We start from the raw sequence: 18,042 nt of genomic DNA on the forward strand, positions 1-18,042 counted from the left end.
GTAATTTAAGGCCTATGATTAATAATAATGAATATTCTGGAAATTCTCAAAGACGATTATCAAAGATTCCCCGAAAATCAGACTTACAGCATTTACGCAAAAGATGTTTATTTTGAAGACCCAGTGAATCGATTTACTGGAGTCGATCGCTACCGAAAAATGATCGGGTTTATGGGGACTTTTTTTCAACAGATTAAACTCGACTTGCACGATATTTCTCAGTCTGGAGATACTATACAAACTCGCTGGACTCTGAGTTGGATCGCGCCGCTACCTTGGAAACCGAAAATGGCGATCGCCGGTAGGAGCGAACTGAAGGTTAACAGCGAGGGTTTAATCGTTTCCCACATCGATTACTGGAACTGTTCGCGGCTAGACGTGCTCAAACAACTCGTATTTGCGATCGAAACATAACCGCCTTTAAGTAGTTTGTAGGGTGTGCGGGGCGCGCCGGTTGAGCTTGTAGGGTGCGCCGCGCCAGCACCTTACCGATTACGGCTGAGATTTGAGGACACAAGTCCGAACGATCGAACTTTCCGACTCTCAGCAACCGGGATTTTTAACCGAGATTAAAGGTTTGAACTAAGTTTTTTGGTTAAAAACCCCGTTTCTGGCGATCGGACTGTTGACGTTAGCTGATAATTATGCTACATTCATACTACAGAAGCTAATCCAGCCAAATAAATTTAAACAAAAATGCCCTACGAAAAATTAGAAATATCCACCCCAAAACCAGTATTATCTTGGGCAAATCACGCCCTGGGCGACAAAGAAACCAAGATGGCCGCCAATGTAGCATCTTTGCCATTTGTATTCAAACACGTCGCCCTAATGCCCGACGTACATTTAGGAAAAGGAGCTTTAGTCGGTTCAGTAATTGCCACAAAAGAAGCAATTATTCCGGCTGCTGTGGGGGTGGATATTGGTTGCTTTACTTACGATACACAAATTTCTCTAGTTGATGGTAAATCTTATTCTATCGGGGAATTAGCCGCAAGTCAAAAAGAATTTATTATCTACTCCTGTACGGAAACAGGCAAAATTGTGGCGGCTAAGGCTACAGCAAAATTAACCAGAGAAAATGCCAAACTGGTTAAAGTATTGCTCGATAATGGAGAAGAAATCAGATGCACTACCGATCATCAATTCATGTTGCGGAATGGTGAATACCGAGAAGCACGGGATTTAGCAACTGGAACATCTTTGATGCCTTTTTATACCAAAACAAATCGAGATGGGTATACATTAGTACAGCAAAATTATTCAGGTAGATGGCAAAAAGCTCATTGGATAATTGCTCGTTCTGGTCTGTTAGGAACCATACCACATTTTGATAACCAGAGAACAGTGATTCATCACAAAAACTTTGAGCAAGCAGATAATAGACCTGAAAATTTAGAATTCATGGGCAGCAAAGACCACTCTGCCTATCACAGATCCTTAGTTGACAGGAATGTTCACTGGCAATCGAGTGAATTTGAACAAAAAAGAAAGCAAGCTATAGCTGATAAATCTAAGACCCCTGATGGGCACAGGTACTACTCTGAACGGGGAACGAAAAATATCCTGAAGTATATGTCAGAAAATCCCGAACGCTTCAGGGAGTCAGTTGCAGAGAATGGCGAACGAGGAAAGCAGTATCTAATCAACTACAACAAAAGTGAAAAGGGTAAAGCAAAGAGCAGAGAAATTGCTAATCGGCTATATACTTGCGATACTTGTGGAGATCAAATAAAAACTCCGATCGGACTTCACAACCATATAAAAAATCAGCATGGCTACAACCACAAGGTACTGGATGTTATTCCTTTGCCTGAAAAGCAAGATGTCTATTGTCTAACAGTTCCAGAATACGGCAATTTTGCCTTAACTGCGGGAGTATTCGTCCACAATTGCGGGATGATGGCTGTGAAAATGCCATTCAACGCCAACAAATTAGAAGGCAAACTCAAACAAATTCGCCTCGATATCGAAGCGGCAATTCCCGTCGGATTTGCTGAAAACAAAGAAGTCGAAAAAACAGTCACCAACTGGCAAGGATGGCGCGATTTCAAGGAACTGCATCAAGGAGTGCAGCGCCAAGACAACAAAGCTTTAAAACAGTTGGGTTCCCTCGGCGGCGGCAATCATTTTATTGAGGTTTGCGTTGACACGGAAAACTTTGTTTGGCTGATGCTGCACTCGGGTTCGCGCGGCATTGGCAATCTGTTGGCCCAACACCACATCGAGACTGCTAGAGATTTAGCTAAACTCGCAGAAATTAGTTTGGCTGACAAAGATTTAGCTTATTTTGTGGCGGGTACGCCGGAGTTTGCGGCTTATTGGCACGATTTGCAGTGGGCGCAGGATTATGCGAGTTTTAATCGCGATATTATGATGAATCGGTTTAAGAAAATTGTGGAAAAGCATCTGGCGGGCGGCAAAGTTACCAAGCCGCTGTTACAGGTGAATTGCCACCACAATTATGCGGAAAAAGAGGTGCATTTTGGTGAGGATGTGTATGTTACTCGCAAGGGTGCTGTGCGCGCGCAAGTTGAGGATTTGGGGATTATTCCGGGTTCGATGGGGGCGAAATCTTTTATTGTTAAAGGTAAGGGAAATGTTGAAAGTTATTGTAGTTGCAGTCACGGTGCGGGGCGCTTGATGTCTCGCAATCAAGCGAAGAATGTTTTCACTCTGGATGATTTGGTGCGCCAGACTGAGGGGGTGGAGTGTCGCAAGGATGAGAGTATATTGGATGAAATTCCGGGGGCTTATAAGTCGATTGATGAGGTGATGCAGCAGCAGTCGGATTTGGTGGAGGTTGTGGCGACTCTGAAGCAGGTGGTTTGCGTTAAGGGATGATGGGGAGAGTTTGGTGCGATCGCCCGTAAGCGTTGCCCTCGCAGAGGATTTAATTTCTGATGATACACTTAGAAGCAGGAGTCGATATAAATTCAGGCTTGAGGAAAACTGTCATGCTAAATATTGAATATCTTACCAACCAAGACGGCGAGGCGATCGGAGTAGTGATTCCGATTGATTTATGGCGACAACTGTTACCTAATGGAGAAGCTTCAGAGGAGAATCTGGCGGAAGCAGTAGAAGATTATTGCCTGAACAAAGCGATGAATGAAGCTGTGAATACAACCTTGCTAGGTAGAGCCGAAGCATTAGCTTATCTTGAGGAGTAATTATCTTGGAAGTTCAATACCGTGAGGCTTTTCTAAAAGACCTGAAGCAATTGAAGAGTTCGACATCATACCAACGCATCTACGAACTTGCCTTTACAACTCTAGAAGCCATGAACAATTTGGAGGAGATTCCTAATATTAAAGCCATGCGAGGTTACAATGGTCGCTATCGCATCCGCATCGGCGATTACCGTATGGGAATAGAGGTCAATGGAGATGTTATAGAAGTGATGCGCGTTATACATCGCCGGGAATTTTATCGTTATTTTCCGTAAATATTTGCAATTCAACATTCATTCTTTTCGTCCTAGAATATTGAAAATTGCTGGTGGAGGTTGTGGCGACTCTGAAGCAGGTGGTTTGCGTTAAGGGGTGATGGTGAGAGTTTGGTGCGATCGCCCGTAAGCGTTGCCCTCGCAGAGGATTTAATTTCTGATGATACACTCAGAGGCAGGAGTCGATATAAATTCAGGCTTGAGGAAAACTGTTTAGATTCGGCGGCGGAATCTACGAGAAAGAGCACGACGAGATTCGATCGTTGTAAAAGCACCCAAAAGTGAAACAGGTAAACGATTGGCTAGCAGTTCAAGAATCTTGGCATTGACTGCGCCCGCAGGTGTATCGTCGGGAAGATTTATAAAAATAACACCAGCCGTAAAGGCTTCTGGTCAACTTTTGGGATCGGCAAGTTCTCTGTCGCGGGTGATAATGATGGCATCTGCAGAAATAGCCGCCTCCATGACTTCAGTATCGGGATGTCCGCGTAAACCTATGTCGCGTACATCTTGCACAGAAAATCCCAATGCAGCAATTTGGGATGCAAGAGAGCGGGGCATATTTTCATCAACGAGGAAGTTCAAGGCTTAAGCTCCTAGGGGGATGACTTCAGTTTGCTTGACAAGTTCGGTGGCGTAAGCGAGGGCCGCTTCGACTTGAGTTTTGGTAAGTTCGTATTCTTGCATCACATCTTCCTTTCCCATGCCTCCTGCAAGCGATCCTATCACTATAGATACAGGCACGCGAGTTCCAGTGATGACAGGTACACCATGATGGATCTTAGGATCTACGCTAATGTGTGGTGCGATTTCCATATTTGCCTCTGATAGTAGTTGATTCTTCTTTATCGTACCAGGGGCGATCGGCTTCGCGAGCTCCCCGTTCACTCCCAATATGTCTCCCAATCATCTTTAAACGCTTGTTGCAGTTTTTTCATGTAAGCCACTGTTTTAATTTTGACCATCCATATGCTGTTAGCCTTATCCTTTCCTTTACACACAACTCCTTCCGCTACACCGTATTTTCCTTGACGCACTTCATCAATAAATTTGCCTGTCAACTTTCCGCGATACACAACTCTGGCAATGTTTACTAAACTGAAATCTTGCACGAATTGCTCCGGATCGACAATACCTCGATCGCCCTGCACGTCTAACAGCACCAAATGTTTGGGTTCATCCTGTTTGTGCATTCCTGCAAATGAGCTAGCACCAAAAAACTCTGTAAATACCGCGATTTCTGGGCAGTGATATTCTGGGTTCGCCTCAAATACAACTTCCAGAGATTTCGCGAAGTCTCTCGCAAAAATCTGCGGTGCTTCTTCCAAACCCGGATGTGCAGCGTTAAATTCTGCAATTCCCCGATCGTCTAAATCAAATCTGTCGCGACGTGTTCCAAACGCATACCAGCCAAGTTGCTTTTCCCAAACCCAATGCAGATTAGTGCCATCGTACTTTTCAAAGGCTATGCACTTATCTAAGGGAGCGTTTTTGCTGTCGGGAATTTTGGGATAGGCAAGTTGGATTCTTGTCACTGTCTTGACTTCCTTTTGATGCTGAATTAAAGATGGCAGCTTATATTGTCTTCGGTTCATTAACTGCGATCGAGGTGCTGTAGTGAGGAATGCGAGTCAAGCGTCATGGATGCGGACTGAAGTCCGAACGATCGACACCAATTTTTTGGTTGATTGACTGGAGATAATATTACATAAATTTACAAATAATTTTAACAAGATATGGGAAGAGGGGGAAATCGAGCTTAACTCAACTTCCCCCTCTTGACAAACGTGGTGTTTTCTGAACCTTTTTCCTAACAAGCCATTTGCTGCCACTCTCTTTCTAGCAAGCGCAGCAGTGTTTCATCACCTTTGGCTGCGGCTACTTGTTTCCTGCGATCGAGAATACTGCAAATATGCGCCCGGTGAACTTGCGCCACATCCGCAGCAGTTGGGGAAGATTCAACCGCCGAGTAAGGTGCGCTAGCTGCTGCGACATCCTGCTGGGCTTGAAAATCTCGCTTTGTGGTAGAGTTTACGCCCCCATATTTTTTGGGGACGGGAACGTGTCTGGGATACCGATAGTTCCAGTTTTGACCCCGATATTTGCCCGCGACTTCGCCTTCGATCATCTCGACTGTGGGAATGTCGTACTCGTAGTTTGCGCCGCGATAAGTCAGTTGCATATTTTTCAATCCTTATACAGATATAAAAATGGAAATCTGGTCTGATGTACTTTTGTTCGCTAAAACTTTTTTAGTTTCTGTATTCAATTATACTGTTTCTCAAATAAATGCGCTACTTTTTACAAAAATTAATATTTTGAGGGGGAGAGGGCAGGAAAAAACCCGCCGCAGCGGGTTTAATCGAGCTTTGACTAATTCGATCGCACTCCGATCGAAAATGCTGCGGTTCCGAAGAACTACCCGACTGTCACTTCATCGGTTTGCACGCCTGTGGCGCCCTCTTCAGCAGAGGCGATCGCCACCAACTTGTCAAGAATTTCCTGACTGGGAACTTGACCTTTGAGAACAACCGTGCCGCTGAGCTGAGCCACCCAAACAGTCTCGATATCAGCAACTTCTGAATCGCCGTCAAAAGCCAAAGCCACCCGCTTCGCCAGGCCGCTTTCGTCAAAATTTCCGTCTGGGCCGACTTTAGCAGGAGCGATGGATTGCGCTTCGGCTGCTTGCTGTACTACTTGTGCCATCGGTTGAGCCTGCTCTTCAGGCTTTTCGAGTCCAAACAGTCTTTTAAACCAACCCATAGAAGTTGAGTCTCCAGAAAATACACTTTTTCCAAGATAGCTCTAGAATTCCAAAAGACTCGTAATTGTTGCAAAACTAAGCGAAATTTCTCAAAATGTTTTCCTGACAGACTTGCAAAATCTAAAATCTCCAATGGTATCCCTATGTTGATGTTACTTTTTTATGTCGGGGACGATCGCTACGCCTTGGATACCAGGCGCGTAGTCGAAGTAGTTCCCACTGTCACCTTGAAAAAACTTCACAGCGCGCCGGAATACATTTCCGGTTTGTTTAACTACCGGGGACATCTCGTCCCGGTCATCGATTTGTGCCAAATGCTACAGGGGACGGCCGCCCGCGCTTACTTGAGCACGCGCATTGTGTTAGTCAATTGCCAGTTTCCCGATACTTCGGAGGGGAACGGCGGCAGTTTGCGCGGCCCGGTAATTTTAGGACTGATGGCGGAACGGGTGACAGAAACTCTCGACAAACCGGAAACCGAATTCGTTACTCCCGGGATTAAGATTGACAGCACTCCCTATTTAGGAGAAATGATTGCAGACGATCGCGGTATGATTCAATTTGTCAGGGTTGAACATCTGCTGCCTGAATCCCAAAAAACTTATTTGCTTCCCCAGCAGGAAGACTGAGATATAGCAATTGTCAGAGTCAGTGGGGTACGGATTGCCAATTGGTCATGGGTAATTGGTCATGGGTAATTGGTAATGGGTAATTGGTAATTGGTAATTGGTAATTGGTAATGGCGAGTACGTCCGAAAGTTGAGAGCCGCTATATAAAGGCATTCAGCACTTATTTATAAAGTAGAAAGCCTTTGGAAAGACTACTGGCCTTGCTGACTTGCGAGTATTTCTGCTTATGGTAGATTGCTTTGCCGACAATTACGAAAAAAGTTTATATTTGCGCAAATCTACGAGCTAAAATCAATGACACAAGCAGCAATTGAAGCTCTACTCAGACAAAAAATTGGTTTGGATGCCCTGACAGTTGGTTCTAATACAATTACTAGAGCAGTGAACCGTCGGATGGCAGATTGCGGTTTAACGGATATAAATGTTTACTTGACAAAATTGCAAACATCGCCTCCTGAATTGGAAGAATTAATAGAAACTGTCGTGATACCGGAAACTTGGTTTTTTCGCGATCGAGAACCTTTTGTTTTTTTGAGCCGCTACGCGGTTTCGGAATGGTTGCCGCAAAATTCCGGCAAAACCCTGCGCGTGTTGAGCCTTCCTTGTTCGACGGGGGAGGAACCTTACTCGATCGCGATCGCCCTGCTGGAAGCTGGTTTAAATCCGAGAAACTTCAGCATCGATGCGGCAGACATCAGCAAAGTTGCTCTCAAAAAAGCCGATCGCGCAGTTTACGGCAAAAACTCTTTCCGCGATAAAAACTTAGACTTTCGCGATCGCTATTTTACTGGGCTGGCGGGAGACCTCTATCAGTTGAACGACTTGGTGAGAAGGAAAGTTAATTTTATTCATGGGAACATTCTAGACAGCTATTTTTTAGTTGACCAACTTCCTTACGATGCAATTTTTTGTCGCAATGTGTTAATTTACTTCGATCGAGCAGGCAGAAATCAGACAGTTCAACTTTTAAACCGCTTGTTAAAAAAAACAGGCATATTGTTTTTAGGTCACTCGGAAAGCGGGCTGAAATTGCCTCCTCAATTTGTCTCGGTGCGTCATTCCCTAGCATTTGCTTACCGCAAAACAGATATTTCGGACAGCCCGCAAGTGCCGGTAAAAAAAGAGCAGATTAATATCAATTATTCGCGGATGGTTGGGGAGTTTAAACGCGCGGAAAATAGGGAAAATATCCGCAGTGACAAGTTGCCGAGTGTTAACAGTAAATCCTCTACTTCCCATCAAAAATATCCGAGGGAGGGCGAGAATTCGCAGGTTTTGCCAATTCGGGCGATCGCCCCGCCACCAGATCCTGCTAAATCTGCCAGTGCCGATTTAGACGCAGCGCGCCGTTTGGCCGATCGCGGACAATTGCAGGAAGCGGCCAAACTGTGCGAAACTTACCTCAGTCAAAATCGCACGAATGCTGACGCTTACGTTTTATTGGGCCAAGTTTACCAAGCAACGGGCGATCGCCAACAAGCCGAGCAATCTTTCCAAAAAGCAACTTACCTCAAGCCGGATCACTATGAAGGACTAATTCACTTAGCTTTGCTCAAAGAAGAGCGAGGAGATATTGTCGGTGCTGCGATCGTCCGCCAGCGCATTCAGCGAATGGAAAAATAGCCTGATAATTCAGTTGACAGTTGACAGTTGACAGTTGACAGTTGACACGAAGGAAGAAGGAAGAAGGAAGAAGGAAGAAGGAAGAGTTGACAGTTGACCCAGGGACAGTTGACAATCAAAAATCTTCAATTCCCAATCCCCAATCCAAAATCCAAAATTCAAAATCTAAAATCGTTTGACAGTTGACAGCTTGAGAGCGACCTCTACCTAGAAGGAAGAGGATTAGAGTAATTAATAGTCTGAGTTTAATTTCTCCCTCACTCGTGAGAGGCTTTCAACCAATTCTTTCTGGTAATAACTGAGAACGGAATTATGGACAATATTTTTAAGCATATGACTTTGCAAAGACGCATGATCGCTGCGTTTGTGTTCATGGGTGCGATCGTGCTTGTTGTGGCTTTAGTCGGTGCGAGCGGCAATTTTCGGCTGTCCGGGCACCTGGAGTCCCTCGCCAACAATGCTTATCCGAGCACCGTGGCTTTGTGGAAAATCAACGAAGGACAAACACAGGTGCAGTCTTCCGATCGAATGCTGCTCAACGAAGCAATCACTGCTGACCAAAGAGGCCGAGAAATCGCGAGAATAAATAATGCTTGGACTCAAATAAATCAAGGTTTTAAAGAATACGAAAAAATTCCGCGCGACGACAGCGAAGACAAACTTTATCAACAATTTAAACCGCTGTGGCAAAGGTGGGCTGATGCTCACGAACAATTCCAACAACTAAATACAGAATATGAAAAGTTGGGCATTTTCAACCCAAGACAAATCCAAATTAATTTGTTAGAACAGGGTAAAACTAAATCGCCTCAACTAGCAACTGCTAGAGCAGCAGTTGAGGTGCTTAACAGAATGAACGAACAAGCTTTGAATGTGAAAGTAACTACATTTCAAGCTGCGACTGAGGGAATGCAGGAACTCCTCAACTACAATCGCCAATTAGCAGCAGATTCGGCCTCATCTGCCGCCGAAGATATCAGTCAAACTCGGTTCTGGGTGCTTTTAGGCACGCTGCTGGGCCCTTTGACCGCTGTACTGTTTGGACTGTACTTTAGCAATACGATCGCTAAACCGTTAGGGGCTAAAATTGCGGGAGTTGTGGATGTAGCACAGAAAATGTCGATCGGCGATTTGACTTCAGAAGTTCATGTCAGCGACACCAAAGACGAAATCAGCAAATTGCAGAACTCCTTCCGCAGCATGAATCTGGGTTTGGCGGCATTAATCAAGCAAGTGCAAAAATCGGGAATTCAAATCACTTCATCAGCCACCCAAATAGCCGCTTCTGGGAAACAATTAGAAGCCACAGTCAACCAACAAGCAGCCTCCACAAACGAAGTTGTAGCTACAGCCAAAGAAATCGCCGCCACCAGCGGTAAACTCGTAAAAACGATGGATGAAGTTTCCCATATGGCAGAATCAACAGCCCGGGAAGCTGGCACCGGTCAAAAAGAGCTAGGTCGCATGGAAAATACCATGAAACTGTTGGGAAATTCTACCATTTCTATCTCGAACAAACTCGGAATAATTAGCGAAAAAGCTAACAATATCAACAGCATTGTGACGACGATTACTAAAGTAGCCGACCAAACTAATTTACTTTCCTTAAATGCGGCGATAGAAGCCGAAAAAGCCGGAGAATACGGCATGGGTTTTGCCGTCGTCGCCCGAGAAATTCGCCGCCTCGCCGACCAAACAGCCGTTGCAACTTTAGATATTGAAAACATGGTTAAAGAGATGCAGTCAGCCGTTTCTACTGGGGTGATGGAAATGGATAAATTCTCCCATGAAGTCAGCAGGGGGATGGAAGATATTCGCAACATCGGCGTGCAATTAGCCCAGATTATTGAGCAAGTACAATCTCTCACTCCCCGCTTCGATTCGGTAAATCGAGGTATGGAAGCTCAATCGGAAGGCGCTCAGCAAATTAGCGAAACGATGTCGCAGTTGGCGGAAACTTCTCTGCAAACGGCTGATGCTTTGCGCGAAATTAATAGTTCAATAGCCCAGTTGAACGAAGCCGCCCAGGGAATGCGGCACGAAATTTCGCGATTCAAAGTCAGTTGAGAGTTACTCGTACCCCTGCGTGACAAAGAATGCAACTGTCAACAATTTCTCAACCCCGATAATCGTCTGTATAGAACAATCTAAAATCTCAAATCTCAAATCTAAAATTGTATCAGTTATTGCTAGGGCGCCAAGGAGATGTAAATTAAGTGCAGAAAAAATCAACTATTAAACAAATTTTGTGGAGAGGATTGGGAACAATTTTTATGTTAATAATTATAGCGAATATTGTAGCAGAAAAAACTAAAAATACTTTAGTTAAGTCTTTAGATAACGTTACTTTGAGCTATAAACTGTTGCAAGAATTGGCACAGTTGGATAAGCTGTTGGTGGAAGCTGAAACCGGCCAGCGCGGTTATCTGTACACGGGAAAAGAGAATTTTTTAGACCCCTACAATGAAGCAAATGCCAGCATTAACCTGCAAATAGCAGAGTTGAGAGAGAAGATGAGAAACCCAAAACAGCAAGAAAAACTCGGCGAACTGCAAACGCTGATTGGAGAAAGAATAGATTATTTAGAAACAACTATTCAAATGCGAAAATCAGGTCGAGAACAGGAGGTAAAAAATCTAGTAAGTGCTGGAACGGGACTGGAAATGATGGCAAAGCTGAGGGGAAAAATTACAGAAATTAAGGAAACCGAAAATCAATTCTTGGATGACCGGAAAAAATTAGCCCGGGAAGCTGAGATTTTTTCAACTTACTTTGCTCTTTCCAGCACTTTGATGATTGTGGGAGTTGGCGGGTTAATTTCTTGGGTAATTATCCGGAACATCGCCGACTCTTTGGGAATAGCTGTAAAAGTAGCAGAAGAGGTATCGGCGGGCAATTTAACTGCCAATATTTCAGCAACTTATCCGGGGGAAGTCGGCCAACTGCTCGCCGGATTCCAAAGCATGACTCACAGCCTAAATTCCTTAATCGGGCAAGTGCAAAATTCCGGCATTCAAGTGACTGCTTCCTCTAATGAAATTGCCGCCTCTGGTAAGGAATTAGAAGCGACTGTTACCGAACAAGCAGCTTCGATTAGAGATGTGGAAGCTACTACAAAAGAGATTGCTGCTACTTCTCGGGAACTGAAGCAAACAATGGAGGAAATAACTTCTACATTCCAAACTACAACAATAGCGGCAGAGGGCGGGCGGCGGAATTTAAGCCAGATGGAAAACACCATGCGGGATTTAGCAACTGCCACGAGTTCTATTTCTAGCCAACTTACCAACATCAGCGAAAAAGCTAACAATATTAGCCGAATTATTATTACGATAACTAAAGTTGCTGACCAAACTAATTTACTTTCTTTGAATGCTGCGATCGAAGCGGAAAAAGCGGGAAAATATGGTAGCGGTTTTGCTGTTGTTGCCCGAGAAATTCGGCGCCTCGCCGATCAAACTGCTGTCGCTACTTTGGATATTGAAAAAATGGTCAAAGAAATGCAGGCAGCAGTTTCTACTGGGGTGACGGAAATGAACAAGTTTACTGAAGAAGTAAATGATAGCGTTGAGGATGTGGAAAGTGTGAGCTGGCAACTGACTGAAATTATCGAGCAGGTGCAAGCTATCACTCCGCGTTTTGAAGTGGTAAATCAGGGTATGGAGGCTCAATCGGAAGGCGCTCAGCAAATTAGTGAAGTGATGGTGTATCTGAGTGAATCATCGTCGCAAACGGCGGGGGCCTTGCGCGAAATTAACGGTGCTATCTCTCAATTAAATGAGGCATCTCAAGGTTTGCGTCAAGAAATTTCTCAGTTTAAAGTAAGCAGTAAGGATGCAGAAAATGTTTAAAAATATCAGTTTCAAAAAGCGGCTGAATGCAGCATTTATCTTTCTAGCGGTGATTATTTTAGCTGTGGCTTCTATCGGTTGGAGCGGCAATTCCCGGCTCGCCGGACATATTGATACGCTAGCTAATAATTCCCTGCCGAGCATTAGTGGATTGTGGAAAATTAATGAAGGACAAACACAAATTGAGTCGTCGGAACGGGCCTTACTGGATCTGGAACTCAGCCCAGAGGAAAGGAGAACTGAAGTGACGAGAATCCAGAAAGCTTGGGAGCAGATTGATGACGGTTTCAAAGAGTATGAAACCACATCCAGAACGGCGGATGAAGATAAGGTATACAAAGAATTGCAGGCTAAATGGGATATCTGGAAGAAAAATCACGAAGCTTTTTTAGATTTAAATAAAAGATTTGAGAGTTTGGGAATTCTCAACCCATTTAAAAGGCAGATCGAACTGATAAGCCAAGGGAATACCAAGTCGCCCGATATCGAGGCTGCTAGAAGAGCTGGGGCGTTTTACAATCAATTGAGCGATCGGGCAAAAGCGAACCGCCCCTCGTTTCAAGCAGCTACTAACTTAATCTTGGAAGATCTAAAAATCAATGAAACTACGGGACAACTAGCTAAACAGCAGTCTAAAAACGATATTACTCAAACCACCTTCTGGGTAATTTTTGGCATGATCCTCGGGCCGCTAACGGCGGGACTGTTTGGGCTGTTTCTCGCGAGCGCGGTTTCCCAAACTCTGGAAAATCAAATAGATATGTCCGGCATCAGAATTAGCGGTTCTACTAACCAAATTGCTGCTTCTGGTAAGGAATTGGAAGCGACGATGAACGAACAAGTCGCCTCGACTAATGAAGTGGTAGCTACGGCTAGAGAAATTGCTGCTACTGCTATGCAACTGGCGAGGACAATGGATGAAGTTTCCCAGATGTCGCACCAAGCTGCTCAATCGGCTGGCGGGGGGAAACAAGAAATTGGTCGCATGGAATCCACGATGAATAAATTAGCAGATTCTACCAGTGCTATCTCTGGTAAATTGGGAGTTATTAGCGAAAAGGCTAATAATATTAACAGTATTATTACGACGATTACGAAGGTGGCAGATCAAACTAATTTGCTTTCGCTCAACGCGGCTATTGAAGCGGAAAAAGCGGGAGAGTACGGGTTGGGTTTTGCGGTGGTTGCTAGGGAAATTCGCCGGCTGGCCGATCAAACAGCGGTGGCTACTTTGGATATTGAAAATATGGTTAAAGAAATGCAGTCTGCGGTGGGAGTTGGTGTGATGGAAATGGATAAGTTTACTAATGAGGTGCGCCGGGGGGTGGAAGATGTGCAAACTATTAGTTTGCAGTTGGAGTCGATTATTCAGCGGGTGGAAGCTTTAACTCCGCGTTTTGAAGAGGTGAATGAGGGGATGGATGCGCAGTCTCAGGGTGCTCAGCAAATTAGCGAGGCTATGGTGCAGTTGAGTGAGGCTTCTTCGCAAACTGCGTCGGCGCTGCGGGATATCAATGGGGCGATCGGGCAAGTTAATGATGCTACACTCGGTTTGCGTCACGAAATGCTAGCGTTTTTAAAGTAAATAGGGCTGACGCTCATTAACTTGGTTTCTTAGAAGAATAACAGGTGTGCCGAGAATAAATCTAAAATCGAATTTTTTTGTAAAATAGGAGCGGATATGAAGACAATCTAAAATCTAGCATCTAAAATCTAAAATCTAAAATCTAAAATCGAATGACTGATGATTGTTGGAATCGGATCGGAGTTGGGGGCGATCGCACTTGTCCCCAATTAAAGACATTTATTCACTGCCGCAACTGTCCTGTCTATTCCGACGCGGGCCGCAGTTTGCTGGAACAGGAATTGCCGGCAGGGTATCTGGAAGAGTGGACTAATTTATTGCGATCGAGTCAAGGAGTAACTAACGCTGTCACGGCTGCGGGTACTTTATCTGTAGGTATTTTTAGGCTCAGCGGCGAATGGTTGGCTTTACCGGCGGCACTGTTTAAGGAAGTGACGCAGATATCTGTTACTCACACTTTGCCGCACCGCAGCAATAATATACTTATCGGTTTGGTGAATATTCGCGGCGAAATCCAGTTGTGCATTTCGCTAAAAGCTCTTTTGGGATTGGAAGCGGCAGATGCTAGCCGACAAAATATTAGTCCTGTTGTTTACGAGAGGATGGTAGTTGTTGAAAGAGAAGGCAGCCGCTGGGTGTTTGGGGTGGATGAAATTTACGGCATTCACCGCATTCTCCCGGAGCAAATCAGAAATGTCCCGGCTACTGTTTCTAAAGTGCCAGAAACTTATACTAAAGGGATTATAAGTTGGCAGGGGCAAAGTGTTTGTTATCTGGATGATGATTTGCTGTTTTATACGTTGAATAAGAAGATTATCTAATAAATTGGGCATAGGGCATAGGGCATAGGGCATAGGGCATAGGGAATTATTCATCTCTCTCTTATCTTCCTTTGCGTCAGACGCGCCTTCGCGGTTTAATCATTCCGATGCGACCGGAATTAATCTCATTTACACAATCTGTTGCCCAAATTATCTTTTATTTAGGACTAATAAAAAATGAACCACGAAGATATGAGCAATTTCTCCATGATGGATTTATTTCGCATGGAGGCGGACACTCAAGTAGCAATATTAAATGAGAACATTTTGGTATTGGAAAATAACCCGAATTCTCCTGCTGAACTGGAATCTTTGATGCGGGCGGCTCACTCGCTCAAGGGCGCTGCGCGGATTGTGGGATTGGATGCTGCTGTGCGAATCGCTCACGTGATGGAGGATTGCTTTGTGGCGGCTCAGTCTGGGTCGATCGCCCTAGACTCACCAGATAAGATTGATGTGATGCTGCGGGCGATCGACCTTTTGGCCAGAATCAGCCAAATTCCCGAAACCGAGATCGAAAATTGGCTCCCGGTTAATCGATCGCAAATTGAAAGCTTAGAAACTGCCATCTTAGCAATTATCAACAACGAACAATTAGATTTGGGCAGCCCGTATGAAGCAGAACCCATAGAACCAGAGGCGATTTTTGAACTCCAAACTCCGCTGGAACCAGCAGCGCAAGTTCATCTTGATTTTACCGCAGAAACAACAGAATATGCACAATTAAATTATGATATTCCTCCACAAATATTGCCCGACTTGCCGCAGATTGAAACTCCAGAAACTCGGCTGGTAAAAACCGATTTATCGATGTTAGCTTTATTTTCAAAAGAAGTAGAAGCCCAATCAATACTGTTCAACCAAAGTTTACTATCGCTCAAAAATAACCCCAATGAATACTTAGACTTGGACTCCCTCGTCAAATCCGCTCATTTAATTAAAGGTGCTGGCAGAATAGTTCAGTTCAATGAAGTTGTCAAACTTGCCAAGGCGATAGAAGATACATTTGTGGCACTTCAGAAGCACAAAGCTAGCTTAAATGCCAGTCAAATTGACACTATGCTTGCCGGAGTCAATGTCCTGGTAAATATGCAGGACATTCCTGTTAGCGAAATCGAGAATTGGCTGGCGGAACAAGAGGGTGAAATAGATAATATTGTCGCAGCTATAAGTCGGATTTCTGAAGCAGCAAAAAGTCAGCAAGCCGCAATTGCAGCGGGAGTCGCCTCACAAAAATCTGAGAAAGAAACGAATGCCAAAACAACGCCGACACCGCAATCACCACCTAAAAATAAGGCTGCCGAACCCACAAAAAATAGCGGTCAAATTTCCCCCGCTGCCAATTCTACAGCAGTAGCTGTAGAGCAACGGCAGACTCAACTTGCTCCCGGACGACCTGCAAGTTCCAATCTCAGGGAAAACGCTCAAAAGCCGAAAGTGGCTGACCGCGTAGTGCGAGTAAATGCGGAAAACTTAAACCGGATTATGGGTTTGGCGGGCGAATCTTTAGTAGAAGCAAAATGGCTGCAACCGTTTGCTGATTCATTATTAAAACTGAGAACAAACCAAGGACAATTGTATAACTTGTTGGAAAAATTGCAGGAATCTTTAAGCGATTCTGTTCTGGATCAGCGTTCGGAAGATTATCTCAGCAGTGCTCGCAAAAAAGCTAATGATTGCCGCCACATTTTGTCCGATCGCCTAAACGAACTCGAACTGTTTGCTCGCCGTTCTGCCAACTTGTCCGATCGCTTGTACCGAGAAGTTATTGCGAGCAATATGCGACCGTTTGCTGACGGCGTTTCAGCTTTTCCGCGAATGCTGAGAGATTTGGCCAGACAGTTGGGGAAGCAAGTAAATTTTGAAGTTGTTGGCAAATCTACTCAGGTCGATCGAGATATTTTAGAAAAATTAGAAGCACCGCTAACGCACATTTTGCGCAACGCTCTCGACCACGGTATCGAGGCTCCCGAAGCGCGTTTGGCTGCGGGAAAACCGGCCGAAGGTACGATCCGGCTGGAAGCTGCACACCGGGGCGGGATGCTGTCAATTACTGTCTCGGATGACGGTTCGGGAATAGAACCGGAAAAACTGCGCCAAAAAATTGTGACTAAAGGTATGGTAACTGCGGAAATGGCGGCGAAATTGACTGAACCGGAACTGATGGATTTTCTGTTTTTGCCGGGTTTTTCTACTGCTAGTCAAGTGACGGAAATTTCGGGCCGCGGCGTCGGTTTGGATATTGTGCAGAGTATGGTGCAGGAGGTTGGCGGCATTCTGCGGGCGGCTTCTGTCCCGGGAAAAGGTATGAGTTTTCATTTGCAGTTGCCGCTAACTCTGTCGGTAATTCGGACGCTGTTGGTGGAAATTTCGGGGGAACCTTATGCTTTTCCGCTGACTCGGATCGATCGCATTGTGATGGTTGACTCTGCTGAGATTGCGATCGCCGAAAACCGACAGTATTTTAGTCTGGACAACCAAAACATTGGTTTGGTGACAGCTTCTCAAGTGTTGGAGTTACCTGCGCCACCTGAGAAGTTGGATTTGCTGCCGGTGATCATTGTCAGCGATCGATCTAGCAGTTACGGTTTAGCTGTAGACAAGTTTCTGGGCGAACGCGATTTAGTTGTCAGGCCTTTAGATCCGCGTTTGGGTAAGGTAGCGGATATCAGCGCTGCTGCTTTTATGGAAGACGGTGCGCCGGTGCTGATTATCGATGTTGAAGATTTGGTGCGATCGACTGATAAACTGTTGACTGAATCTCGGTTGCAGAAAGTCAGTCAAACTGCACAAACTGCTGAATCAACAACTCGCAAGCGCGTTTTGGTAGTGGATGATTCGATTACTGTCCGAGAAGTAGAGCGAAAACTGTTAGAAAATCAAGGATATGAAGTAGAAATAGCTGTGAATGGGATGGACGGTTGGAATGCTCTGCGCACTGGGCATTTTGATTTGGTAATCAGCGATGTTGATATGCCGCGCATGACGGGAATTGAGCTGGTCAGTCAAATTAAAAATCATTCGGGTTTAAAGTCGATTCCGGTAATTATTGTTTCTTACAAAGACCGCGAGGAAGATAGAATTAGAGGCTTGGAGGTGGGAGCGGATTATTATTTAACTAAAAGCAGTTTTCACGACGATACGCTGTTAAATGCGGTTGTTGATTTAATCGGCGAGGCTTGAAAAAAATCTCGGGTTAAGTATTTTGAATGAAAAAATAAAAATCTGACCAGAATGTAGTAGAAAATAGTAGTAGGGTGCGCGATAGTTCGTAATTCAATCGGTAATTCAATACGCTTGGGTTAGGCCCGGAGATCCCC

17 protein-coding genes are annotated in these 18,042 nt (G+C 44.8%); 11 read left to right on the plus strand and 6 right to left on the minus strand.

Annotated elements, in window-relative coordinates:
* Positions 1-27: 27 nt before the first annotated feature.
* From QUB63_RS19330 to QUB63_RS19345, 4 genes are all read left to right on the plus strand, one after another.
* Complete coding sequence (locus QUB63_RS19330) at positions 28-414, plus strand: DUF2358 domain-containing protein (protein ID WP_332946889.1); 387 nt, start codon at positions 28-30, stop codon at positions 412-414.
* 282 nt (positions 415-696) lie between these two features.
* Positions 697-2,844 (plus strand): RtcB family protein, encoded by a 2,148-nt coding sequence (locus QUB63_RS19335; protein ID WP_332946890.1) that lies wholly within the window; start codon positions 697-699, stop codon positions 2,842-2,844.
* Between the two features lie 59 nt (positions 2,845-2,903).
* Complete coding sequence (locus QUB63_RS19340) at positions 2,904-3,173, plus strand: hypothetical protein (protein ID WP_332946891.1); 270 nt, start codon at positions 2,904-2,906, stop codon at positions 3,171-3,173.
* 5 nt (positions 3,174-3,178) lie between these two features.
* Positions 3,179-3,448 carry a type II toxin-antitoxin system RelE family toxin gene (locus tag QUB63_RS19345; protein ID WP_332946892.1) on the plus strand — a complete coding sequence of 90 codons (270 nt, stop codon included), beginning with the start codon at positions 3,179-3,181 and terminating at the stop codon, positions 3,446-3,448.
* A gap of 393 nt (positions 3,449-3,841) precedes the next feature.
* Here QUB63_RS19345 and QUB63_RS19350 read toward each other — a convergent pair whose 3' ends face one another.
* From QUB63_RS19350 to QUB63_RS19370, 5 genes are all read right to left on the minus strand, one after another.
* The gene (locus QUB63_RS19350) at positions 3,842-4,033 is read right to left on the minus strand and encodes a DUF5615 family PIN-like protein (RefSeq protein ID WP_332946893.1); all 192 of its coding nucleotides are present in this window, start codon (positions 4,031-4,033) and stop codon (positions 3,842-3,844) included.
* A 3-nt stretch (positions 4,034-4,036) separates the two neighbouring features.
* Positions 4,037-4,336 carry a DUF433 domain-containing protein gene (locus QUB63_RS19355; RefSeq protein ID WP_332946894.1) on the minus strand — a complete coding sequence of 100 codons (300 nt, stop codon included), beginning with the start codon at positions 4,334-4,336 and terminating at the stop codon, positions 4,037-4,039.
* Complete coding sequence (locus QUB63_RS19360; RefSeq protein WP_332946895.1) at positions 4,333-4,983, minus strand: RNA ligase family protein; 651 nt, start codon at positions 4,981-4,983, stop codon at positions 4,333-4,335. The genes QUB63_RS19355 and QUB63_RS19360 overlap by 4 nt, the downstream gene beginning before the upstream one ends.
* A gap of 275 nt (positions 4,984-5,258) precedes the next feature.
* Positions 5,259-5,630: a DUF4278 domain-containing protein gene (locus tag QUB63_RS19365; protein WP_332946896.1), complete on the minus strand. Its 372-nt coding sequence runs from the start codon at positions 5,628-5,630 to the stop codon at positions 5,259-5,261.
* Positions 5,631-5,866: 236 nt separating this feature from the next.
* Positions 5,867-6,211, minus strand: coding sequence for a BON domain-containing protein (locus tag QUB63_RS19370; RefSeq protein WP_332946897.1), 345 nt, complete (start codon positions 6,209-6,211; stop codon positions 5,867-5,869).
* Between the two features lie 144 nt (positions 6,212-6,355).
* On the opposite strand from QUB63_RS19370, the gene QUB63_RS19375 reads away from it, so the two are divergent.
* Entirely contained in the window at positions 6,356-6,841 is a 486-nt protein-coding gene (locus QUB63_RS19375) for a chemotaxis protein CheW (RefSeq protein ID WP_332946898.1), read from the plus strand.
* A 19-nt stretch (positions 6,842-6,860) separates the two neighbouring features.
* Here QUB63_RS19375 and QUB63_RS19380 read toward each other — a convergent pair whose 3' ends face one another.
* Entirely contained in the window at positions 6,861-6,995 is a 135-nt protein-coding gene (locus tag QUB63_RS19380) for a hypothetical protein (protein WP_332946899.1), read from the minus strand.
* A gap of 141 nt (positions 6,996-7,136) precedes the next feature.
* Between QUB63_RS19380 and QUB63_RS19385 the strand changes: the two genes are divergently transcribed.
* The 6 genes from QUB63_RS19385 (at position 7,137) to QUB63_RS19410 (ending at position 17,905) form a co-directional block, all read left to right on the plus strand.
* Positions 7,137-8,465, plus strand: coding sequence for a CheR family methyltransferase (locus tag QUB63_RS19385; protein WP_332946900.1), 1,329 nt, complete (start codon positions 7,137-7,139; stop codon positions 8,463-8,465).
* A 312-nt stretch (positions 8,466-8,777) separates the two neighbouring features.
* A complete protein-coding gene (locus tag QUB63_RS19390) occupies positions 8,778-10,532 on the plus strand; it encodes a methyl-accepting chemotaxis protein (RefSeq protein WP_332946901.1) in 1,755 nt (584 codons plus the stop codon).
* Between the two features lie 206 nt (positions 10,533-10,738).
* A complete protein-coding gene (locus QUB63_RS19395; protein WP_332946902.1) occupies positions 10,739-12,316 on the plus strand; it encodes a methyl-accepting chemotaxis protein in 1,578 nt (525 codons plus the stop codon).
* Positions 12,309-13,901, plus strand: coding sequence for a HAMP domain-containing methyl-accepting chemotaxis protein (locus QUB63_RS19400; RefSeq protein ID WP_332946903.1), 1,593 nt, complete (start codon positions 12,309-12,311; stop codon positions 13,899-13,901). The genes QUB63_RS19395 and QUB63_RS19400 overlap by 8 nt, the downstream gene beginning before the upstream one ends.
* 152 nt (positions 13,902-14,053) lie before the next feature.
* The gene (locus QUB63_RS19405) at positions 14,054-14,722 is read left to right on the plus strand and encodes a chemotaxis protein CheW (protein ID WP_332946904.1); all 669 of its coding nucleotides are present in this window, start codon (positions 14,054-14,056) and stop codon (positions 14,720-14,722) included.
* Positions 14,723-14,899: 177 nt separating this feature from the next.
* Positions 14,900-17,905: a hybrid sensor histidine kinase/response regulator gene (locus QUB63_RS19410; protein WP_332946905.1), complete on the plus strand. Its 3,006-nt coding sequence runs from the start codon at positions 14,900-14,902 to the stop codon at positions 17,903-17,905.
* Positions 17,906-18,042 lie beyond the last annotated feature (137 nt).

The organism is Microcoleus sp. ARI1-B5, from assembly GCF_036705795.1.
In the GTDB taxonomy this organism is placed as follows: domain Bacteria; phylum Cyanobacteriota; class Cyanobacteriia; order Cyanobacteriales; family Microcoleaceae; genus Microcoleus.